The 19,378-nt window shown below is 55.6% G+C and carries 19 protein-coding genes; 11 read left to right on the top strand and 8 right to left on the bottom strand.

Features of this window, described 5'->3' with window-relative positions:
- The first annotated feature begins 28 nt into the window (after positions 1-28).
- The 4 genes from ABFX35_RS00635 to ABFX35_RS00620 are packed head-to-tail and all read left to right on the top strand — an operon-like array spanning position 29 to position 3,519.
- Positions 29-655 (top strand): paraquat-inducible protein A, encoded by a 627-nt coding sequence (locus ABFX35_RS00635; RefSeq protein ID WP_346078576.1) that lies wholly within the window; start codon positions 29-31, stop codon positions 653-655.
- Complete coding sequence (locus tag ABFX35_RS00630; RefSeq protein WP_346078574.1) at positions 648-1,268, top strand: paraquat-inducible protein A; 621 nt, start codon at positions 648-650, stop codon at positions 1,266-1,268. Before ABFX35_RS00635 ends, ABFX35_RS00630 begins: the two co-directional genes overlap by 8 nt.
- Complete coding sequence (locus ABFX35_RS00625) at positions 1,265-2,911, top strand: PqiB family protein (protein WP_346078572.1); 1,647 nt, start codon at positions 1,265-1,267, stop codon at positions 2,909-2,911. Before ABFX35_RS00630 ends, ABFX35_RS00625 begins: the two co-directional genes overlap by 4 nt.
- Positions 2,911-3,519 carry a PqiC family protein gene (locus tag ABFX35_RS00620; protein ID WP_346078570.1) on the top strand — a complete coding sequence of 203 codons (609 nt, stop codon included), beginning with the start codon at positions 2,911-2,913 and terminating at the stop codon, positions 3,517-3,519. The genes ABFX35_RS00625 and ABFX35_RS00620 overlap by 1 nt, the downstream gene beginning before the upstream one ends.
- Before the next feature lie 503 nt (positions 3,520-4,022).
- Here the strand turns inward: ABFX35_RS00620 and ABFX35_RS00615 are convergent.
- Positions 4,023-4,655: a TetR/AcrR family transcriptional regulator gene (locus ABFX35_RS00615; protein ID WP_346078568.1), complete on the bottom strand. Its 633-nt coding sequence runs from the start codon at positions 4,653-4,655 to the stop codon at positions 4,023-4,025.
- Between the two features lie 600 nt (positions 4,656-5,255).
- Here ABFX35_RS00615 and ABFX35_RS00610 point away from each other — a divergent pair.
- The 4 genes from ABFX35_RS00610 to ABFX35_RS00595 all read left to right on the top strand — a co-directional run bounded on the left by ABFX35_RS00610 (position 5,256) and on the right by ABFX35_RS00595 (position 11,422).
- Entirely contained in the window at positions 5,256-6,377 is a 1,122-nt protein-coding gene (locus ABFX35_RS00610) for an efflux RND transporter periplasmic adaptor subunit (protein ID WP_279024429.1), read from the top strand.
- Complete coding sequence (locus ABFX35_RS00605; protein WP_279024428.1) at positions 6,377-9,487, top strand: efflux RND transporter permease subunit; 3,111 nt, start codon at positions 6,377-6,379, stop codon at positions 9,485-9,487. The genes ABFX35_RS00610 and ABFX35_RS00605 overlap by 1 nt, the downstream gene beginning before the upstream one ends.
- Positions 9,484-10,863 carry an efflux transporter outer membrane subunit gene (locus ABFX35_RS00600; protein ID WP_346078565.1) on the top strand — a complete coding sequence of 460 codons (1,380 nt, stop codon included), beginning with the start codon at positions 9,484-9,486 and terminating at the stop codon, positions 10,861-10,863. Before ABFX35_RS00605 ends, ABFX35_RS00600 begins: the two co-directional genes overlap by 4 nt.
- A 124-nt stretch (positions 10,864-10,987) precedes the next feature.
- Positions 10,988-11,422, top strand: coding sequence for an RcnB family protein (locus ABFX35_RS00595; RefSeq protein WP_346078564.1), 435 nt, complete (start codon positions 10,988-10,990; stop codon positions 11,420-11,422).
- A 90-nt stretch (positions 11,423-11,512) separates the two neighbouring features.
- On the opposite strand, the gene ABFX35_RS00590 is transcribed toward ABFX35_RS00595, so the two are convergent.
- Positions 11,513-12,454 (bottom strand): helix-turn-helix domain-containing protein, encoded by a 942-nt coding sequence (locus ABFX35_RS00590; RefSeq protein WP_346078563.1) that lies wholly within the window; start codon positions 12,452-12,454, stop codon positions 11,513-11,515.
- Between the two features lie 158 nt (positions 12,455-12,612).
- Here ABFX35_RS00590 and ABFX35_RS00585 point away from each other — a divergent pair, with 158 nt between their 5' ends.
- The 3 genes from ABFX35_RS00585 to ABFX35_RS00575 are packed head-to-tail and all read left to right on the top strand — an operon-like array spanning position 12,613 to position 15,534.
- Positions 12,613-13,611: a carbon-nitrogen hydrolase family protein gene (locus tag ABFX35_RS00585; RefSeq protein ID WP_230479066.1), complete on the top strand. Its 999-nt coding sequence runs from the start codon at positions 12,613-12,615 to the stop codon at positions 13,609-13,611.
- 1 nt (position 13,612) lies between these two features.
- Positions 13,613-14,662, top strand: a complete 1,050-nt coding sequence (locus ABFX35_RS00580) for a phenylacetaldoxime dehydratase family protein (protein WP_346078561.1) — start codon at positions 13,613-13,615, stop codon at positions 14,660-14,662.
- On the top strand, positions 14,659-15,534 hold the full coding sequence (locus tag ABFX35_RS00575) for a transporter (protein WP_346078560.1): 876 nt from the start codon (positions 14,659-14,661) through the stop codon (positions 15,532-15,534). The genes ABFX35_RS00580 and ABFX35_RS00575 overlap by 4 nt, the downstream gene beginning before the upstream one ends.
- Before the next feature lie 177 nt (positions 15,535-15,711).
- Here ABFX35_RS00575 and ABFX35_RS00570 read toward each other — a convergent pair whose 3' ends face one another.
- From ABFX35_RS00570 to ABFX35_RS00545, 6 genes are all read right to left on the bottom strand, one after another.
- Complete coding sequence (locus tag ABFX35_RS00570; RefSeq protein ID WP_346078558.1) at positions 15,712-16,230, bottom strand: hypothetical protein; 519 nt, start codon at positions 16,228-16,230, stop codon at positions 15,712-15,714.
- A gap of 49 nt (positions 16,231-16,279) precedes the next feature.
- Positions 16,280-16,465 carry a hypothetical protein gene (locus tag ABFX35_RS00565; protein ID WP_346078556.1) on the bottom strand — a complete coding sequence of 62 codons (186 nt, stop codon included), beginning with the start codon at positions 16,463-16,465 and terminating at the stop codon, positions 16,280-16,282.
- Positions 16,446-17,225, bottom strand: a complete 780-nt coding sequence (surE, locus tag ABFX35_RS00560) for a 5'/3'-nucleotidase SurE (protein ID WP_346078554.1) — start codon at positions 17,223-17,225, stop codon at positions 16,446-16,448. The genes ABFX35_RS00565 and surE overlap by 20 nt, the downstream gene beginning before the upstream one ends.
- A gap of 70 nt (positions 17,226-17,295) precedes the next feature.
- Positions 17,296-17,565: an HPr family phosphocarrier protein gene (locus tag ABFX35_RS00555; protein WP_346078552.1), complete on the bottom strand. Its 270-nt coding sequence runs from the start codon at positions 17,563-17,565 to the stop codon at positions 17,296-17,298.
- 49 nt (positions 17,566-17,614) lie between these two features.
- A complete protein-coding gene (locus ABFX35_RS00550; RefSeq protein WP_346078550.1) occupies positions 17,615-18,451 on the bottom strand; it encodes a class II aldolase in 837 nt (278 codons plus the stop codon).
- A gap of 5 nt (positions 18,452-18,456) precedes the next feature.
- Positions 18,457-19,200, bottom strand: coding sequence for a GntR family transcriptional regulator (locus ABFX35_RS00545; protein ID WP_346080799.1), 744 nt, complete (start codon positions 19,198-19,200; stop codon positions 18,457-18,459).
- Positions 19,201-19,378 lie beyond the last annotated feature (178 nt).

The following is a 19,378-nucleotide window of genomic DNA, read 5'->3' as shown; positions in this document are numbered from 1 at the left end:
TACCACAATGGCTTTTCCGTGCCTGAACATGAAAACATACCCGCATCTGACCGTCTGCCCACAGTGTGACAGCGTCTACCGCTATCGGCCGTATACGGCCGGCAACACCGCGCTGTGCGAACGCTGCCATGCCGTTCTCTGGCAGGGCGACGGCCGCGGCATATACCGTGCGCTGCCGCTGACCCTGGCCGCCGCCATCGCTTTTTCCATCGCCTGTCTTTACCCGGTGATGCGTGTCGGTTTTCATGGCGTAACCAATGACGTTACGCTCTGGCAGGCCGCATGGGCGCTATCGCCGGGGGAGGCCTTCCCGTTGCTGGCGTTGTGTAGCCTTTTTTTGCTGATTGCCGCCCCCTTCCTGCAGATCATTCTGCTGGCCTGGCTGCTGCTGTTTGCCCACTATCGCCGCGCCGCGCCGGGGTTTATCACCATAATGAAAGCGCTGGTCTGGCTGCGCCCCTGGAGTATGGTGGAAGTCGGCGTACTGGGCTTTCTGGTCGCCGCCGTCAAGCTATCCTCATTGCTGGAAGTTGCGCCCGCCGCCGGCGGTTGGGCACTGGCGGCATCGGCCGTGCTGATTATTCTCGTCACCCGCCGAGATCTACGCCCGCTGTGGGCGCTGTTGCCTATCCGTGAAGAGGCGCCGCATGAATAACGCCCCTTTCGCCCGGCAAATGCAGGTTCGCGGCTGCCCCCTCTGTGGGTTGGTTTGCGATGCGCAACCCGGCGCCGGCCACCCCCAGCATTGCCCCCGCTGCGGTGCCCTGTTGGTTGGCGCGCACGCGGAAAATCACACGCGCGCCAGGGCCTTTCTGGTTGCTGCCATGATTTTCTATCTTCCCGCCAATCTCCTGCCGGTGATGTACACCAGCCTGTTTGGCCGGGGGAGCGAAAGCACCATCCTGTCTGGCGTGCTGGAGTTTTGGCGTGGCGGTTCCTATGGCATCGCCGCCATTATCTTTATCGCCAGCGTAGTGATCCCTTGTATGAAGTTTTTATCGTTAAGCGTACTGCTGATCTCGGCCGGCCGAAAAAGCCGCTGGGCCCGGCGTGAACGCACCCGGCTGTACCGCATTACCGAGTGGATCGGCTGCTGGTCCATGCTGGATGTGGTGGTTGTAGCGGTGGTCTGCGGGCTGGTGCGCTTCCATTCGTTGAGCGAAGCCGAGCCGCGAGCCGGCATCCTGTTCTTTGCTCTGGTGGTGATACTGACCATGCTGTCAGCCTTAAGTGTTGATCCAAAATTAATCTGGGAAGGTGATGAATGATGCGTCCGCAACCTGGCGAACCGGTGCTTGCCCGCCGGCATTGGCGCAATGCCCTTATCTGGCTGGTTCCGGTGATTGCACTGCTGATCGCCCTCTCCATGCTCATCCAGGCCCGGCTTGCCGCCGGGCCGGAAATCACGATCGCCTTTCGCAGCGCCGCCGGGCTTGAAGCCGGTAAAACGGCCGTCAAATATAAAGACGTCACCGTTGGCACCGTCAAAGAGATTACGCTAAGCCGCGATAACTCACAGGTGCTGGTCAAGGTGCAACTGACGAAAAGCGCGGACAACCTGGCCCGCGCCGACACCCGTTTTTGGGTGGTCAGGCCGCGCGTTGGCGTCAGCGGCGTTAGCGGCATTGATACTCTGCTTTCCGGCGCCTATATCGGCGTGGATCGCGGCGAATCGTCCGACAGCCGCACCGAATTTACCGGGCTTGAAATTCCGCCGGCCATCATCAGCGATACGCCGGGCAGCCAGTTCATCATTGCGGCGGACGATCTTGGCTCGTTGGATATCGGCTCACCGGTTTATTATCGCCGGGTTCAGGTGGGGCGCATTGCCTCTTATCAGTTGCGCAAAGACGGTAAGGGCGTCGATCTGCGGGTGTTTATCGAAGCCCCCTATGATCGGCTGGTCACCGCCAATTCCCGCTTCTGGAATGCCGGCGGGGTGGATCTTTCCGTGGGAAGCGACGGTTTTCGTTTAAAAACCCAGAGCGTCGCCGCCATCATTGCCGGCGGCATCGCTTTCGCCACGCCGGAAACAGATTCAACGGCCGGCGAAAACAAACCCACTACATTTACCCTGGCGCCGGACAGGGATACCGCCATGTCCCCGGCCGACGGCCCGTCCATCCCCTTTCAACTGCGTTTTGAGCGCACGGTGCATGGCCTGACCGTCGGCGCGCCGGTGGAGTTTTCCAGCGTCAAAATCGGCAAGGTGGTTTCCATCAACCTGGACTATAACCCGAAAGGTTACCGTTTCCCGACCGTGGTGGGCATAGAGGTTTATCCATCCCGCATGGGGAACGTGCTGAACAAGCTGCCGCAGGCCACCTCAGACAATCTCGCTCATGAGACGGCGCTGTTCACGCGCGATCTGGTCGCCAACGGCCTGCGCGCGCAGGCGGTGCCCAGCAGCCTGCTGACCGGGCAACTGTATATCGCCATTGATTTTGTTCCCGACGCGCCAAAAGTGAAGTTTGATATCTCGGCCAGGCCGTTGCAACTGCCCACCATCAGCGGCGGCTTCGATAAAATTCAGGAACAGATGGCCGGCATCGTAACGAAAATCAATAAAATGCCGCTGGAATCCATCGGCAATAATTTAAACGGCACCCTAAGCGAACTCAGTAAAACGCTCAGCATGGTGAACAACCAGACGTTGCCGGCGGCAAACCGCCTGATGAAGCAAACGCAGAAGACCACGGAAAATGCCCAGGATCTGCTGGCGGAAGACTCACCGTTATTGATTAACTTCATGCAAACGCTGCAGGAAGCCACCCGGACGTTGCGCGCCGTTCGCAGCCTGACCGATCAACTCGATCGCCATCCTGAATCGCTGTTGCAGGGGCGGCCGCGCGATGCCGCCGTATTGGAAAATGCGGGCAATCTCCCCGCGCCCGCTGGAGGAAAACATTGATGAAACGCTCGTTCCGGCCCTGGATCATTAGCAGCGCGCTGTTCCTGGCCGCCTGCTCATCACCGCAGGTGCGTTACCACACGCTGGTCAGCCCGGCCCCGCTCGCCAGCCCGGCCACGCCGGCGCCGTTTGTCATTGAGCTGCTGCCGGTTGGGGTGCCGGCCCAACTGGATACGCAACAGGTGATCGTCCGCCAGGGGGACAGCAGCGTTGCCGTGCTGGATAACGATCGCTGGCTAAGCCCGCTGGGCGATGAACTCCAGACGGCGCTGTCGGCACAAATCACGCAGCGTCTGGCAACGCAGGATGTCTCGGGGCTGGCGCGTGAGGACGATAAACCGGTGGTGCGGATCCTGGTGCAAATCAGGCGTTTTGATAGCTGGCCGGGCAATGCCGCCAGCCTGGATGCGACCTGGAGCTTGTCGACCCGGCGCGGGGAGCAACGCAGCCGGATCGTATGTAGCAGCCATTTAACGCAAAACGCAACCGGCGACTATACGCAGCTGTTTAGCGCCTGGCAGGGCCTGACGGCACAGATGGCGGCACAGATAGCGCAAACTGCCGCGCGCTGGTCAGCCAATAGCGCGGCAACCTGCCAAGGGGAATAACGGAAAACGCGCCCAAATGCGTTGCGCAGCCTTTCGCGCAGCGCTCTATACCGCAAATTAACGGCGCAAAAAAGCCGGGTGGGTTAACCCGGCCCGGCCAGAACACGACTTGCCGCCTTTTACAGATGGCTGCCGATAGAAAGGCAGCCGCTTAACATCAGCACGGTGGTGATGACGCCAATCAAACCAAGGATCTTCATACTGGCTCCTGATGAATGAAAAATACGCTGCTCGTCAGAACAGAGACACGCAGCCCGACAGGAGCAGCACGGATGAAACCAACCCGACCAACGCAACAATTTTCATAGCCACACTCCATAACCAAGCGATAATTAACTGTACGGTTCAGTTTATTGGATGAAGAAAAATTGTCAAGCCTTATACAGGCCGCTATGTGTGATATCAATCACTGGGCGGCATTGCTGAGGTCGGGTTAATGACAGGAAGGGTGCCTGCGAGAGGGAAAACGCAGGCGGGCCGGTACTCACCCAGCCCACCACAGGCTAGTTTTTACTTTTGCCCTGCGGTAAAGCGCCGTGGAGGAACAAGCGGACACCATTGTTGACCATTTGCTTTATCTGCGCCGTGGTATAACGCGGCAATTCACGCTGAAACAGTAAAATGTCCGTCTCCGCCTTCACCAGCGTGGTGAACTGCATCGCCCGGAACATCGGATCGCCATCCTCCAGCTCACCTTTTTGTATCGCATCGGCCATCACCTGAGCCAGTTTTGCCATACTGTCCTGAATTCCGGATTCGTAAAAAAGTTTACCGATATCGGAATGCCCGGCCTCGCCCACCACAACCCGGTAAATCTGCAGCGCCTGATTATCGCCGGCCAGCACCTGCAGCATACGCTCACCAAATCGGGTCAGCTTTTGTTCCAGAGAAAGCGCCTCACTGCCGGGTTCCGTCAGTGAATCCGCCGCATCGGCCATAAAACGCGCGCTGTAGGCACGTACGACCGTTTCAAAAAGCGCTTCTTTCGAGGCGAAATAGTTATACAGGGTTGCTTTAGAACCCCCAACGCGTCTGGCGACGGCATCCATCGACGCACGCTCATACCCTATTTCCTGAAAAAGCTGTGCAGCCGCGGTAATGATGGCTTGTCGCCGTTCTTCTGTTAATTTTCTCATCGGTCTCTCGCTATTTTTTACTGAGATAAGGACGGCAGTCAGTCAAATAAATAACTAAACAGTGCAGTTAATAGGGTCAATTATGCCATAGTTGTGCGTCAAGAGGTAAGACCTGCCCGTATCCACCATCAACCAAGGGCTAAACCATCAAGCGGTGGCCGGAGATGTGAACGCTGGCATCATGCTTTTAAAGTGAAGGCCGATTTACCTGGCAGCGTATGCACAAAAACGCCTTCTGACCAATCAGGGCACAGCCAGCTGTCGTCGATTCCCCGGTTGTACCGCCGTTAAAAGCCTAAAAAGCCGCCCGGTGAACAGGTTCATCAGACAGGACTATTCCTGCATCTGTAAGCCGTTACACCATACCCTCCCCCAACCGGGGAAAATGTGTACGTATGTGTCGCGATGTTTCCCTTGACAATAATTCCTTCGCACATAAAACTGTACGGTACCGTATTGTAAAGAGTTTACCGATCCACCGGCAAAGCAGGCAACGGCCATTCCCGCAAGGCCGAACCACCCGCGATGACAACGCGACACAAGATATTTTGGGTCTGCTATCGGGGCAAGATTTTGTCAATTCAGCTTATGGGTAACATTATGGCTCTTCGAAAATTTTGCCTCGTGACGGCGATCATGCTGGCGGGTTGTGACAACACGCAGGCTCCCGTTTCACCGATGCCGCCGGTTCAGGTTGGTATTGCGACGCTCCGTGCAGCCCCTTTTAACGTTATCAGTGAACTCCCCGGCCGTACCGTCTCCACCATGACGGCGGAAGTGCGCCCACAGGTGGGTGGATTAATTCAGCAGCGGCTGTTCCGCGAAGGCGATGATGTGAAGGCCGGCCAGGCGCTCTACCAGATTGACCCGGCCACTTACCAGGCTTCCTTTGATCAAGCCGCCGCCGCCCTGAAAAATGCCCAGGCGCTGCTGCGCAGTGACTGCGCCAAAGCCCGCCGCTATGCGCAGTTAGTCAAAACCAACGACGTTTCCCGCCAGGATGCCGATGATGCCCGTTCCGCCTGTGAACAGGATCAGGCCAGTGAAAGCGAGAAGAAAGCGGCACTGGAAAGCGCGCGGATCCAGCTGGCCTGGACAACGGTCAGCGCCCCGATCAGTGGGCGAATTGGTATTTCCAGCGTGACGCCCGGCGCCTTGGTCACCGCGCAGCAAGATACGGCGCTCACCACCATCCGGGCGCTGGACAGCATGTATGTTGATGTCACCCGCTCCAGCGGGGATTTGCTGCGCCTGCGCAAGCAGGCCCTGGCGACCAATAATGATACCCTGAGCGTCACCCTGGTTCTGGAAGATGGGTCGGAATATCCAGAGAAAGGGCGACTGGAGCTCACGGAAGTGGCGGTTGACGAAGCGACCGGCTCCGTTACCCTGCGCGCCGTCTTCCCCAACCCGCAACATCTGCTGCTGCCAGGAATGTATATCCGCGCCAGAATTAACGAAGGGATGGTACAAAACGCCATTCTGGCCCCCCAGCAGGGCATTGCCCGCGATGCGAAAGGCAATGCGACCGCGCTGGTCGTCACGGCAGAGAATAAAGTCGAAAAACGCCAGGTGGTCACCGGTGACGCCGTCGGCGATCGCTGGCTGATCGTCAAGGGCCTGCAGGACGGAGACCGCCTGATCATCGAGGGCACCGACAAGGTGAGCGCGGGCCAGGCAGTCAGCCCCGTTGCCACGGAACAGGCGGGAGGCCAATCCTGATGTTTTCCCGTTTCTTTGTTAATCATCCGGTCTTCGCCTGGGTCATCGCCATCCTGATTATGCTGGCAGGCCTGCTGGCCATCCGTATTCTCCCGGTAGCACAGTATCCGGATGTGGCGCCCCCCTCTATCCGCATCAGCGCCACCTACTCCGGCGCTTCTGCCCAAACGCTGGAAAACAGCGTGACGCAGGTTATCGAACAACAACTGACCGGGCTGGATAACCTGCTCTATTTCAGCTCCAGCAGCACATCGGAAGGCACGGTGACCATCACCGTGACCTTTGCGCAAGGTACCGATGCCGACACCGCCCAGGTACAGGTGCAAAACAAGATCCAGCAGGCGGAATCGCGGCTCCCGACCGAGGTGCAGCAGGTGGGCGTGACCGTGACAAAATCCCAGTCCAACTACCTGCTGATCCTGGCGCTCTATGACAAAACCAATCAGTCATCCAGCGCCGATATTGGCGACTGGCTGGTGAGTAATCTTCAGGATCCGTTGGCCCGGGTGGCCGGGGTCGGCGAGCTGACGGTATTCGGCGGCGAATACGCCATGCGCATCTGGATGGATCCGACCAAACTGGCTGCGTATTCGCTGATGCCGGGGGATCTTGCGGCCGCCATTCAGGCGCAAAACGTGCAGATATCGGCGGGGAAAATCGGCGGCCTCCCGGCACCGGAGAAACAGCAATTGACGGCAACGGTGAACGCCCAGTCGCGCTTACAGACGCCGGAACAGTTTCGCAATATTATTATCAAAAACGACAGCGCGGGCGCCATCGTCCGGCTGGGTGATGTGGCCCGCGTCGAAATGGGCAGCCAGGCCTATAATATGACGGCGAAGCTGAACGGCCACCCGGCGGCGGGGCTCGCCGTGATGCTGGCGCCCGGCGCCAATGCGCTGCAAACCTCTACGCTGGTGAAGGAAAAGATCGCCGAATACCAGCGCAATATGCCCGAAGGCTATGCCGTCGCCTATCCCAAGGACAGCACCGAATTTATCAAACTGTCCGTCGAGGATGTGGTTAAGACCCTGATTGAAGCCATCGTATTGGTGGTGGCGGTCATGTATCTGTTCCTGCAGAACTTCCGTGCGACGCTGATCCCGGCGCTGGCCGTTCCGGTGGTGTTGCTGGGCACATTTGGCGTCCTCTCGCTGTTTGGCTATTCCATCAATACCCTGACCCTGTTCGCCATGGTGCTGGCCATCGGCCTGCTGGTTGATGATGCCATCGTCGTCGTGGAGAACGTGGAACGCATCATGCACGATGAAGGGCTTGACGCCAAAGCGGCCACGGAAAAATCAATGGCGGAAATTTCCGGTGCGCTGGTGGCTATCGCCCTGGTGCTGTCGGCGGTGTTCCTTCCCATGGCCTTCTTTGGCGGCGCCACCGGCGTGATTTATCGCCAGTTCTCCGTCACCATCATCGCGGCCATGACGCTATCGGTTATCGTGGCGCTAACGCTGACGCCGGCGCTGTGCGGCATGCTGCTGCGGCACAATACGCCCCGCAGCACAGGGTTCTTTGCCCGCTTCAACCGCTTTTATGACAGAACGGAACGTGGCTACCGACGCAACGTTCTGCGGGTGCTGCGGCGCCCAGTCGCGCTGATGATGGTTTACGCGGCGCTGGGCCTGGTGATGGCACTGCTGATGTGGCGGTTGCCGGCCAGCTTCCTGCCCAACGAAGATCAGGGCGAAATCATGCTCCAGGCATCGTTGCCAGCCGGCGCGGCGGCCAGCCGCACCGATGCGGTAAACCAACAAATCACCAACTGGTTCCTGAACGAAGAAAAAGACAATACCGACGTCATTTTCACCATCACCGGGTTTAACTACACCGGCAGCGCGCAGAATGCCGGTATGGCCTTCGTCAAATTGAATAGCTGGGATCAACGTAAAGGCGAAGAAGACTCCGCTGCCGCGATATCGGCAAAAGCCACGCGGCAATTGGCCGCTATCCGCGACGCCCGTATTTTTGCCCTCACCCCACCTTCCGTTCAGGGGCTGGGCCAGAGCAGCGGCTTCACCTTCGAGCTGATGGCCAGCGGCTCCACCGATCGTAACGAACTGCTGAACCTGCGTAACCAACTGATACAGCAGGCGGCTCAAAGCCCGGAGCTGCACGCCGTTCGCGCCAATACGCTGCCAGAAACGTCCCAGTTACAGGTAGATACCGACAACGCGAAAGCCGTGGCGCTCGGCCTGGCGCTGAGTGATGTGACCACCACACTCTCGACGGCCTGGGGCGGTACCTACGTCAATGACTTTGTGGACCGGGGGCGGGTAAAACGCGTCTATCTTCAGGGTGACGGCCAATTCCGCTCAAAGCCTTCCGATCTGGAAAAATGGTTTGTCCGTGGTTCATCAGGCGCAATGACACCGTTCTCCGCCATCGCCACGACGCGCTGGATCTGGGGGCCGGAAAGCCTGTCGCGCTATAACGGTTCTTCCGCCTATGAGATCCAGGGCGAAAATGCGGATGGCTTCAGTTCGGGCGAGGCGATGGCAAAAATGGAGGCGCTGGCCGACGCATTGCCGCCGGGTTCCACCTGGGCGTGGAGCGCCCTGTCACTGCAGGAGAAACTGGCCAGCGGGCAGGCCATCAGCCTGTATGCCATCTCTATACTGGTGGTCTTCCTGTGCCTTGCAGCGCTTTACGAGAGCTGGTCCGTGCCGCTCTCCGTCATTATGGTCATCCCGCTCGGCCTCCTTGGCGCCGTGCTGGCCACCTCGCTGCGCGGCCTGAATAACGACGTCTACTTCCAGGTGGCGCTGCTGACCACCATCGGGCTATCGGCGAAAAACGCCATTTTGATCGTCGAGTTCGCGGAGGCTGCCGTGCAACAAGGGCTTTCGCTTGGTTCAGCGGCGCTTAACGCTGCCCGCGCCCGTCTGCGCCCGATCCTGATGACCTCGCTGGCGTTTATCGCCGGCGTGGTGCCGCTGGCGCTGGCTACCGGCGCCGGCGCCAACAGCCGTATCGCCATCGGCACCGGCATTATCGGCGGCACCCTTACCGCCACCCTGCTGGCCATCTTCTTCGTGCCGCTGTTCTTTGTACTGGTTAAAGGCGTTTCCCGCCGTCGGGTTAGCGGAGGTTCGCAATGAGACGTTTCACCCCTGTTTTCCTGGCGCTGTTTCTGGCGGGCTGTGTCTCCCTGGATCCTGCGTGGCAACGCCCCGCCCCACCGGTTCCGGCCGTATGGCCGGGCGCCAGCGGGCAGGCATCGCCGAACCCGGCCGCCGCTGAACTGGCGGGCTGGAAACGCGTGATTGCCGACCCGCGCCTGCAGACACTGGTCGGCCAGGCCCTGCACAGCAACCGGGATTTGCAGAAAGCACTGGCTGATATCGCCGCCGCCCGGGCGTTGTATGCCGAACAGCGCGGTTCACTGTTTCCGGCGCTGGATGCCGATCTTAGCCTTACCCGAAGCCGCACGCTGGCATACGGCGTCAGTGAAAGCGCCGAGGCGCAGGGGGCCGTATCCAGCTTTGAAGTGGATTTGTTCGGCCGCAATCAAAGCCTGACGCGCGCCGCCCGGGAAACCTGGCTTGCCAGCGAATATACCGCATTGAGTACGCGCCTCACCCTGATAGCCGACACTACCACTGCCTGGCTGACACTCGCCGCCGATAACAGTAACCTGGCCCTGGCGAAAAACACGCTGCAGTCTGCTGCTGATTCGCTGGCCGTCACGCTGCGCCGCCAGCAGGCCGGCGTGGCGGCCAGTTCTGATGTGGCGCAGGCGCAAACGGTCTATCAACAGGCGCGGGCGAGCGTGGCCAGCTACCAGACGCTGGTCATGCAGGATAAAAATGCGCTTGATTTGCTGGTCGGCGCCAGCGTGCCGGCCTCGCTGTTACCGGGTTTACTGGAATCGTTGACAGATGACAGCATCGTTCTGGTGCCTGCGGGCGTGTCGTCTTCCGTCCTGCTGCGCCGCCCGGACGTTCAGGAAGCGGAACACAACCTAAAAAGCGCAAACGCCAACATTGGCGCCGCGCGGGCCAGTTTCTTCCCGAGCATTACCCTGACCGCCAGTGCCGGCGTGGGCAGTAATTCACTCGCCAACCTGTTCAGCCACGGCTCACGCATCTGGGCATTTTCACCTTCCGTCACCCTGCCCCTGTTTGCCGGCGGTAGCAATCTCGCACAGTTGCGTTATGCGCAAGCCCAGCAGCAAGGGCTGATAGCCAGCTATGAAAAAACCATTCAGGCCGCCTTCCGGGATGTTGCTGACGCACTCGCCCGCCGGGGAACGCTTAACGAGCAACTGGATGCCCAGCGCAACTATGTCGCGGCCGCGCAGCAAGCGTTGGATTCAGCAGAGCGCCTTTACCGCGCCGGCTCTGCGGATTACCTTAGCGTACTGACCGCCCGGCGATCCCTGTGGTCAGCACAGGAACAGTTGATTACCCTGAAGCAGACCGATCTGGAAAACCGTATTACCCTTTGGCAATCGCTGGGGGGCGGTTTCAGCTAAGCACAACCTGGCTAAGCCAAAAACCAAACATGTACTAGGATCAGGTCATTGCCATTCGTGTTGAATATCGGCTGACCCGCAAGAAAAACCGGGTCGTTAGTGAGAGTAATAAGAGGTGGTAAAAATGAAGAAAGTCGCGTCCCTACTGATACTGAGTGTTGCCCTGGCAGGATCGCTGTCAACGTTCACTGCGCAGGCCGATGGGCGTGGTCCTGGCGATCAGCCAATCAAACAGCCGCAACATCAACAGTCTCCGCAACATCAACAGACTTCGAAACATCAACAGGCGCCGAAACATGCCGATAACCGGCAACAAAATGTAAAACACCCACAATCCAGGGATCATTTCACCTGGAGCGGCCATGACTTCCGCAAAGGGAAACCCGTACCGCAAGGTTTCCGTGCGGATAACTACAGAGTAAAAGACTGGCGCGCACGCGGGCTTTATCAACCGCCACGCGGCCAGAATTGGGCGTATATCAACGGGAATTATGTCCTGATCGCCGCCGCCACCGGTATCGTGACGGCCATCCTGTTAGATAGCGCTAACGGGCATTAACAGCAACAATCACAGATAGGCTGATGGAGGATGGTTAAGCAATCATCCTCCCTCTACTGCGATCGTTTTTATTTGTTGCCGCTAATCAAATTAGCTGGGATGTTGCCGATAGTCCGTAGGCGAGCAGCCAAATTTCGCCCTGAACTCACGGGAAAAATAAGACATGTCACTGAATCCGTAACGCCAGGCAATCTGGCTGATCGGTGTATTTGCATGCAGTGAAGACCGCAGTGCTTCTGCGGATTTTGTCAGCCTTTGGTTTAGCAGATATTTGCCGAAAGAGGTGCCGTCTTTCTGAAAAAGCATGCTCAGATAACGGGATGATATGCTAAATGACTCTGCAACCGTTGCCGCGGAGAGTGTGTGTTCAGCAAGATGGCTGTTGATCATTATTTTTATCTGGAACAGCAGCCCATGATATGTACCGGCACCGCCTTTGCGCAGCTTGCTCTCGTCGGAAATGATGCTGGTAAGCAGTTCCAGAAACTGGTCATAAAGCATCGCCGCATATTTCTGTGGAATATCGTCTGGCAGCGTCATCAGGTTATTTAGAAACATCTGCAGAAATGGCATTAACTGATGATGCTTTCCAAACGTGCTTGCGACAAAGCGATCCGTTTTCCCCAGCCTCTGCCAGAGATGTTCACCGGGTATCTGCACCACATGCTGCCGCGACTCACCATTGAGGTGCAGCTCATAAGGAAAACGCGTGTTATAAAGCCCGAATTCTCCCTGGCCGAGACAGGCATGATTCCCCGCTTGTACCACAGCCGTTGTTCCTTCGCTGACAAAGCTCAACAATATCAGGTTGTCAGGATGATTGTCCGCGCCTTTGCGCGCTCTCACCACGTCCTGAGCACTGCAATTTATCTCTGATATCCGCAGATTCCCCCAGGAACCCGTTCTGATCGTTCCCGCTTTCGTGCTCCCGGCAAAAGCGCATTCAAGAGGAACGAACGTTCTGCTGATGGCGTCGCGCCAGTAGTCAGTCCGGTCGGCGTATATCACATCAGCGGTATCAAAAATATTCATGCCAGCCCCCCAGTCGTCACTGAAAGACCTTATGCAAACCGCGCGCCAAACCCGTGTTCCGTACCAGACAAGCATCACTTCCTTTATGTCATATCGCTCCGTGATAGCGGGAAGTTATATCTATTTCCTGCTTATTTTACTTACCTGGAGACTGAAGCATGATGAACAAACCTGTTACCGTGGCCTGCGTACAGGCTGCCCCGGCGTTCATGGATCTGGAAGGCACGGTTAATAAAACGATTGAGTTTATTCAAGAGGCAGCCGGTAAAGGCGCAGAACTCATCGCATTTCCAGAAACATGGATACCTGGGTACCCATGGTTTCTGTGGCTGGATTCCCCCGCAGCCAACATGCCTCTGGTTTATCAGTATCATCAGAACTCGCTGGTGCTGGACAGTGAGCAGGCAAAACGCATTGCAAATGCTGCACGGGAAAACACTATCCAGGTCGTTCTGGGCTTCAGTGAACGTGACCACGGCAGCCTTTATATCTCTCAGTGGATCATTGGCAGCGACGGAGAAACGATTGGCACGCGGCGTAAGCTCAAGGCAACGCACGTTGAGCGCACACTTTTTGGTGAAAGCGACGGTTCTTCGCTAACCACCTGGGAAACACCACTGGGTATCCTCGGAGCACTCTGCTGCTGGGAACACCTGCAGCCGCTTTCACGCTATGCGATGTATTCACAGCATGAAGAGATTCACATCGCCGCCTGGCCGAGCTTCAGCCTTTATACCAGTGCAACGGCCGCACTGGGCCCTGAAGTAAACACGGCGGCCTCACGCCTTTATGCTGCGGAAGGGCAATGCTTCGTTATCGCCCCTTGTGCGATTGTTTCCCATGAAATGATCGACCAACTCTGCCCTGATGACACCAAAAAACAACTGCTCAGCGCTGGCGGCGGCCATGCCCGTATTTACGGCCCTGATGGAAGAGATTTGGCCCCCCCGTTGGAAGAAAATCAGGAAGGGCTGCTCATTGCGACGCTGGATCCCGCCGCAATCACCTTCGCCAAGTTTGCCGCCGATCCGGTAGGCCACTATTCCCGCCCGGATGTAACCCGGCTGCTTTTTAATTGTTCGGCTAACACGCCGGTAGTCAAAACGGAACCGGCATCTGATTTGCTGGGTGAATTACCCGCAGAGGAGGATGAATAGTATGGAATCTGCTATTCCAAAACATCTGCGCGTATTGCGCCACTATCCGGCCGCTTTGCCCGAAGGCCATCATCCGCCTTTTCCGGCCTGGACCGCCCGTTTTCCCCCGCTTACCGGGCAGGTCGTGATGGCTTATTTTGGCGTTCAGGGTGCGGAGGTTATTAATCCGTCGGCCCTGCAAGAGGTGATTAACCGTTTTTCGTTAACTGACGGCCCTGCGCACTGGGACATGGCCTCATGCACGGACGAAATGGGATTTCACAACCTGATGGCCATTGCCTACTGGTCATCCCCAGAGCAGTTTCAGAACTGGAAGCAGAGCAGCCTGTTTTCCGAATGGTGGGCATCACCGGAAAGGGAAAATGGCGAATACGGTTTCTTTCTGGAAGTGGTTAGCCCCGAGTCGGACCGTTTTGAAACGATTTTCTCTGATAAGGGAGCGCCTGAAGGCGTTGCCTGTCTCGGTGAGGGAATGAGCGGCGAGATGATTGAGCACGGTTATTGGGGCAGCGCCCGGGACCGCCTGCCAGCGGCCCAACAAGCCCAATTGGAGGGTAGCCAAAAGGCTCAAAGCCGAAAATCATTGGGGAAACGCGTGGTACTGTCTGGCCGGCAGAACCTTTGCCTGATTCGCTCCGGGCAGGACTGGTCCGATACGCGCGAGGATGAAAGAACAAAATACATTACCGACGTTGAACCGGTATTGCGCGAGGGCATGCACTTCCTTAGAGAGCAGGGCCATACCGTAGGATGCCTGAGCTGCCGTTATATGGCGGTGATCGATTCAGCCACGAATGGCGAGACGGAAAAAACGTTCGGGCTGGCCCACTTTACCGATATGGCGGCGCTGGAACTTTGGGCAAAAAGTCATCCGACGCATGTCGCCATATTCGGAGAATTTATGCGTTATGTGAAAGCGCTGAATTTTAATATTTCGCTTCGCTTATGGCATGAAATTGCCGTAGTGCCTGCCAGCGCGCAACACTTTGAATACATCAACTGTCATCCGAAAACGGGCCTTTTAGGGCAGCGCTGCGGGGAGTCGTCATGAAAAAAGTCTGTGGTAGTCTCGGAGCGCTTTTTGCCGCTCTGCTCAGCCAGCCGGTTTATGCGCTGGAGTTCTCTCCGGGCGATTATGAAATGTTGCCGGCAGATAAGAGCCTGTTGCTGGCATATTTTCAGTATGCCCACAGTGATGCCTATTTCTCGCAGGGCAATAAGCAACAGGGCGATTATCGGCTGCGTACCGAAGCAAGCCTGCTGCGTTTTATACATGCCTTCCGCCCACAGGAAAATATCAGCATCGAACCGCAGATGATCCTGCCGTTGATCAAGGCCAGCGCGCTGGGGGATGCCAGTGCGCTTGGTAAATCATCAGGAATGGGGGATATCATACTGGGCGTCCCGTTCAAGTTCGATCTGGCTAGCGCTGGCGTGAACATTGTCTCACTGGCACCGTTTATTTATTTGCCGAGTGGGGCATATGACAATGAAAAATCGGTAAACGCCGGTGAAAACCGTTGGCGCTATCTGCTCCAGGGAGTATGGATACACCATTTTTCTGATTCATGGGCGTTTGAAACCGGTGCGGACGTCTCGTGGGTGAGCAGAAATAACGAGTATGGTGCGGATAAAGCCACGCTGCAGCAAACGCCCCGTTATGAATACCAGGCCTATTTGCGTTATAACCTGACGCCCGCCACGCAGTTTGGCATTGGCGGTGGCTGGATAACCGGTGCGCAAAGCAGCATTAACGGCCAAGACCAGCATGACAAGCTCGATAGCACTTACATGCGTATTTCGGCCTCTCATTTCATTACGCCGAAAATGCAACTTCAGGTATCCGGCGGGCGCGATCTATCGGTTGAGCAGGGGTTCAGGCAAGACACCAGTATCAGCCTCCGACTGGGTTTCCTTTTTTAACCTCTGGGCCAGAGTTTGCGGACGTTTGCGGGGTGATGCTCATCGGTATTCATACCCTATCTTTTAACGCTGCTGCTCTGGCTCTCTTATCATCTGGTTGACCGTTCATTTTATGATAATTAATTCTCGCGGAAGATAAAAATAGGCTATAGCCGGGAATAACCAGGCGTGGTGAAATTATCGGAAACTCCACTGTACACTCATGGCGAATATGGTAGGTAAAATGATCCCGCCTTCAATAGCAAAGCGATCGGTAAAATTGTATTGGACCGCATGGTAGATATAGGGGGAGAAGCCTATGCCGGTCAATTTCTTGGCCGTCCTATATGTCCCTGAATCCCCGCAATGGCTGAATGCACTAAAGAAGAACTCGCCGGTATAGGCATATACGCCCTTAAACGTCCAGCCGCTATCCCATGATATCCAATCCCGCCTGGCCCCCAGGGATAAACAACGGTCGTCAAAACTGTTATTCATCGTGCCAATTAACACACTGTATTTTGAGTCTGCTGACAGCTTGCGCTCAACGGAGAAAAAGTGGTTGTTAAACATCTCATTATACTGGCCATGATTCCCTGTCATATGATAGACGAACGAACCCGTATTGACTGAGTATAGGCTTAACTCACTGGCATAAGCCGCCGGCATTGAAAAAAGAAATAAAGCACATATTGAACCACTTAATATCTTTAGCATTAAAAGCTCAAACAATACATTCAGGTAAAATAAAACACGATATTATCATTTATGCTTTAAACAAACCATCAACCACGGCCAGATGCTGTTTAAGCCGTAGAAAATTGTCCTCATCGGCATAATTATTAAAATTCAAACCAGGGTAATACCAGCGGTAAAACGACTCGGCCCCTCCCTGGGCCTGGCCCATGTTCTCGATCAATGGCAAGGCGCCTTCACCGCTGATTGAGCGCATCGGCAAGCTTGCGCCACACGTCGACAGCGGTTCTTTCGTAAGTTAACGGCGTCACAGAGATAAACCCTGCAGCAATGGCCCCCACTTCGCTATGTTCGGGCAACTCGGTGATGCCATGCTCAACGCGGATCCAAAAGTAGTCTTCGCCCAGCGGATCGGTGGTTGGCGTTACCTGCAACCCCTTTACTTTCCCGATCCCCTGCCGGGTGGCTTTAATGCCCTTGATTCTCTCCGCCGGCAGATTGGGGAAATTGACGTTAAGGCAACATTCAGCCGGCACCCCATGCTCCAGCAGTTGCTCAAGCACCGGCAGGCAAAAGGCTTCTGCAACATGCCAATCCGGCGGATCTTGCTGCTGCTTATCCTGGCTTAGAGCAATGGCCGGCACCCCTAACAGAACGCCGGTCATGGCGGCCCCCACCGTCCCCGAAAGCACGGTTTCAAAGCCGAGGTTGGAACCACTGTTGATACCGGAAAGCAGCAGCGCCGGCGGTAGATCTTTCATCAAATGCCGGACGGCAAGGGTGACGCAATCCGCCGGCGTGCCATGCACGGCAAAGCGCCGCGCGCCGCGCTCCTCAACGCGCACCGGCGCCCGCATACTCACAGAGTTGGATACGCCGCTTTTATCCGTAGCCGGGGCAACAACCCAGACTTCTTGCGCGAAATGCTCAGCAACGCGTTCGAGTAACTTAATACCTGGTGCATCGATACCGTCATCATTAGTCAGCAAAACATTGCGTAATAGTTTCTGAGCCACAGTTTCTCCTTATTCAGAAAACCTTAGCCTCTGAATAGCTGGTTTACCTACAGGGAAATCAGCAGATCAATTATTCCTTTTCACCAAACCCACTGGCGAATAATCCTTTGATTTCATTCATCAGCACTTGTTCATCCGGGCCTTCGCAAATAATTTCGATGCTGGTATTCCCTTTAACGCCGGCACCTAATACGCTCATCAGCCCTTTCACCTCGGTGGCTTTACCGTTGTTAACCAGTGTTACCGATGACGCGTATTTCTTCAATGTCTTTACAAAAGTCGCCGCCGGACGCGCGTGCAGCCCCGTGCTGTTGACAACACGTATATTCTCTCGGATCATTTTTTTCTTCCGAATGGAGTAATAAAATTAAATGGTTAAATTATTTTTATCAAGCGCGATTCATCATCAGTATTTTACTGTAAACATCATCCTCTACGGCGAGTTTTGCACTGGTCATCACCCGGGCCAAATTAGCTTCATTATTATTTTGTGCCCATGCCTTACCCACGGTGGTAATAAATGCCTTGCGCAGATCGCTGGCGATATTCACCTTAACCACATTATATTTTACAAAACTGCGGATAATGTCTTCATCAATACCCGAGCCGCCGTGAATAACCAGCGGCACCGGGCAAACCGCGGCGATTTTCTGCAGCAGCGGAATATCGATACGCGGAATATCTTCCAGGCCATGCACGTTGCCTACGGATACCGCCAGCATGCTGCAGCCGGTTTCTTCAACAAAGCGCCGCACCTGGTTGACATCGGTTTTGCAGTCGGCTTCGCTGACGTGATCGTCTTCTTTGCCCAGAATGGCGCCCAGCTCCGCCTCCACCGGCACACCGAAGGACTTGCAGAAATCAACCGCCGCTTTGGTAAAAGCGATATTCTCTTCATACGGTAATTCCGCACCATCAATCATTACCGAGGTGAATCCGGCACGCACCGCTTGTTTCACGTCATCCAACTCTTTACCGTGATCCAGATGCAGGCTCACCGGCACATCCATCGTCATCGCCCTTTTTTTGACAATTTCATAGATGTAATCATAACCAGACAGCTTCGCATTGGTTGGGGCTATTTGAATAAAGTTCGGCAAGCCTGAACGCTCGATCGCGTTCAGGATGGAAATGGTTGTCTCTAGATTGGTGGTGTTAAATGCTCCCGCAAGAACATTTTTTTCACGAATACGATCAAGCAGGATATTACCGTTTACTAATGGCATGATAGTTACCTCTCTCTTCGTTGCAGTACGGTGCCTAAATAATATTTATCTGATTTCAGCCAAACGTTACCAAACTCGACAGGCATGTCCTGTTGGAAAAAAACCAGCTGCTCAAGATGCAGCACCGGCGCATCATCATTGACTTCAAGATAATGCCCACGTTCGGCGCCGATAATTTTTGCCGCATAGCGGCTCTGTGAAAAACTGATTTTCCTGCCGGATAATTTCTCGATGGTGTGGAAAAGCGTATTGTGATTGAAATCAACCTCTTCGATGCCTGGGCAATATTGCAGGTTAATGCGGTTCTCAATCAGCATCACTTTCTCACCTTCGACGCTACGCACCCTTTTCAAAAATAAAATCGGCGCGCCTTCAGCAATCCCAAGCTTTGCCGCCACCATTTTTGACGCCGTTTCTTTGCGGCACTCAATCATCTCGGTGGTAAATTTAAGATTCTGGCTTTCCAGCGACTCGGCAAATGAAAGCAACCCCTGCCCCAATGAGTAAGAAATGTTCTCACTTTTAACAAAAGTCCCTTTGCCCTGAACCTGGATAAGCAACCCCTCTTTAACCAGCATGGTGATCGCCTTTTTCACCGTGCCACGGCTCACCCCAAGCCTTTCCATGATTTGGTTCTCTGAAGGAACGCGGTCCCCCGTGCTCATGTCGCCCTTATAGATCTTTTCACGGATCCACTCAGAAACCTGCAGGTAAAGCGGCACTTCGGAGTCTTTTAAAACGGTATTCATGCTCATGTGATATTCCCTTAGAAATTTAGATCATCTATGTACAACCATGCACAAGTATTACCTGAACCCGGCATTAAGACAAACGATCTATTTCACAAAATCAGTGCCGCCAGTCCCCCACTTGAAACGCCGCCGATCGGGAGAATTACCGTTAAAAAGGCCTCACCGTCAGCCAAGA

Origin of the sequence: Gibbsiella dentisursi (genome assembly GCF_039539505.1) — a bacterium.
GTDB lineage: Bacteria > Pseudomonadota > Gammaproteobacteria > Enterobacterales > Enterobacteriaceae > Gibbsiella > Gibbsiella quercinecans.
This window is presented reverse-complemented; position numbering and strand designations above follow the sequence as displayed.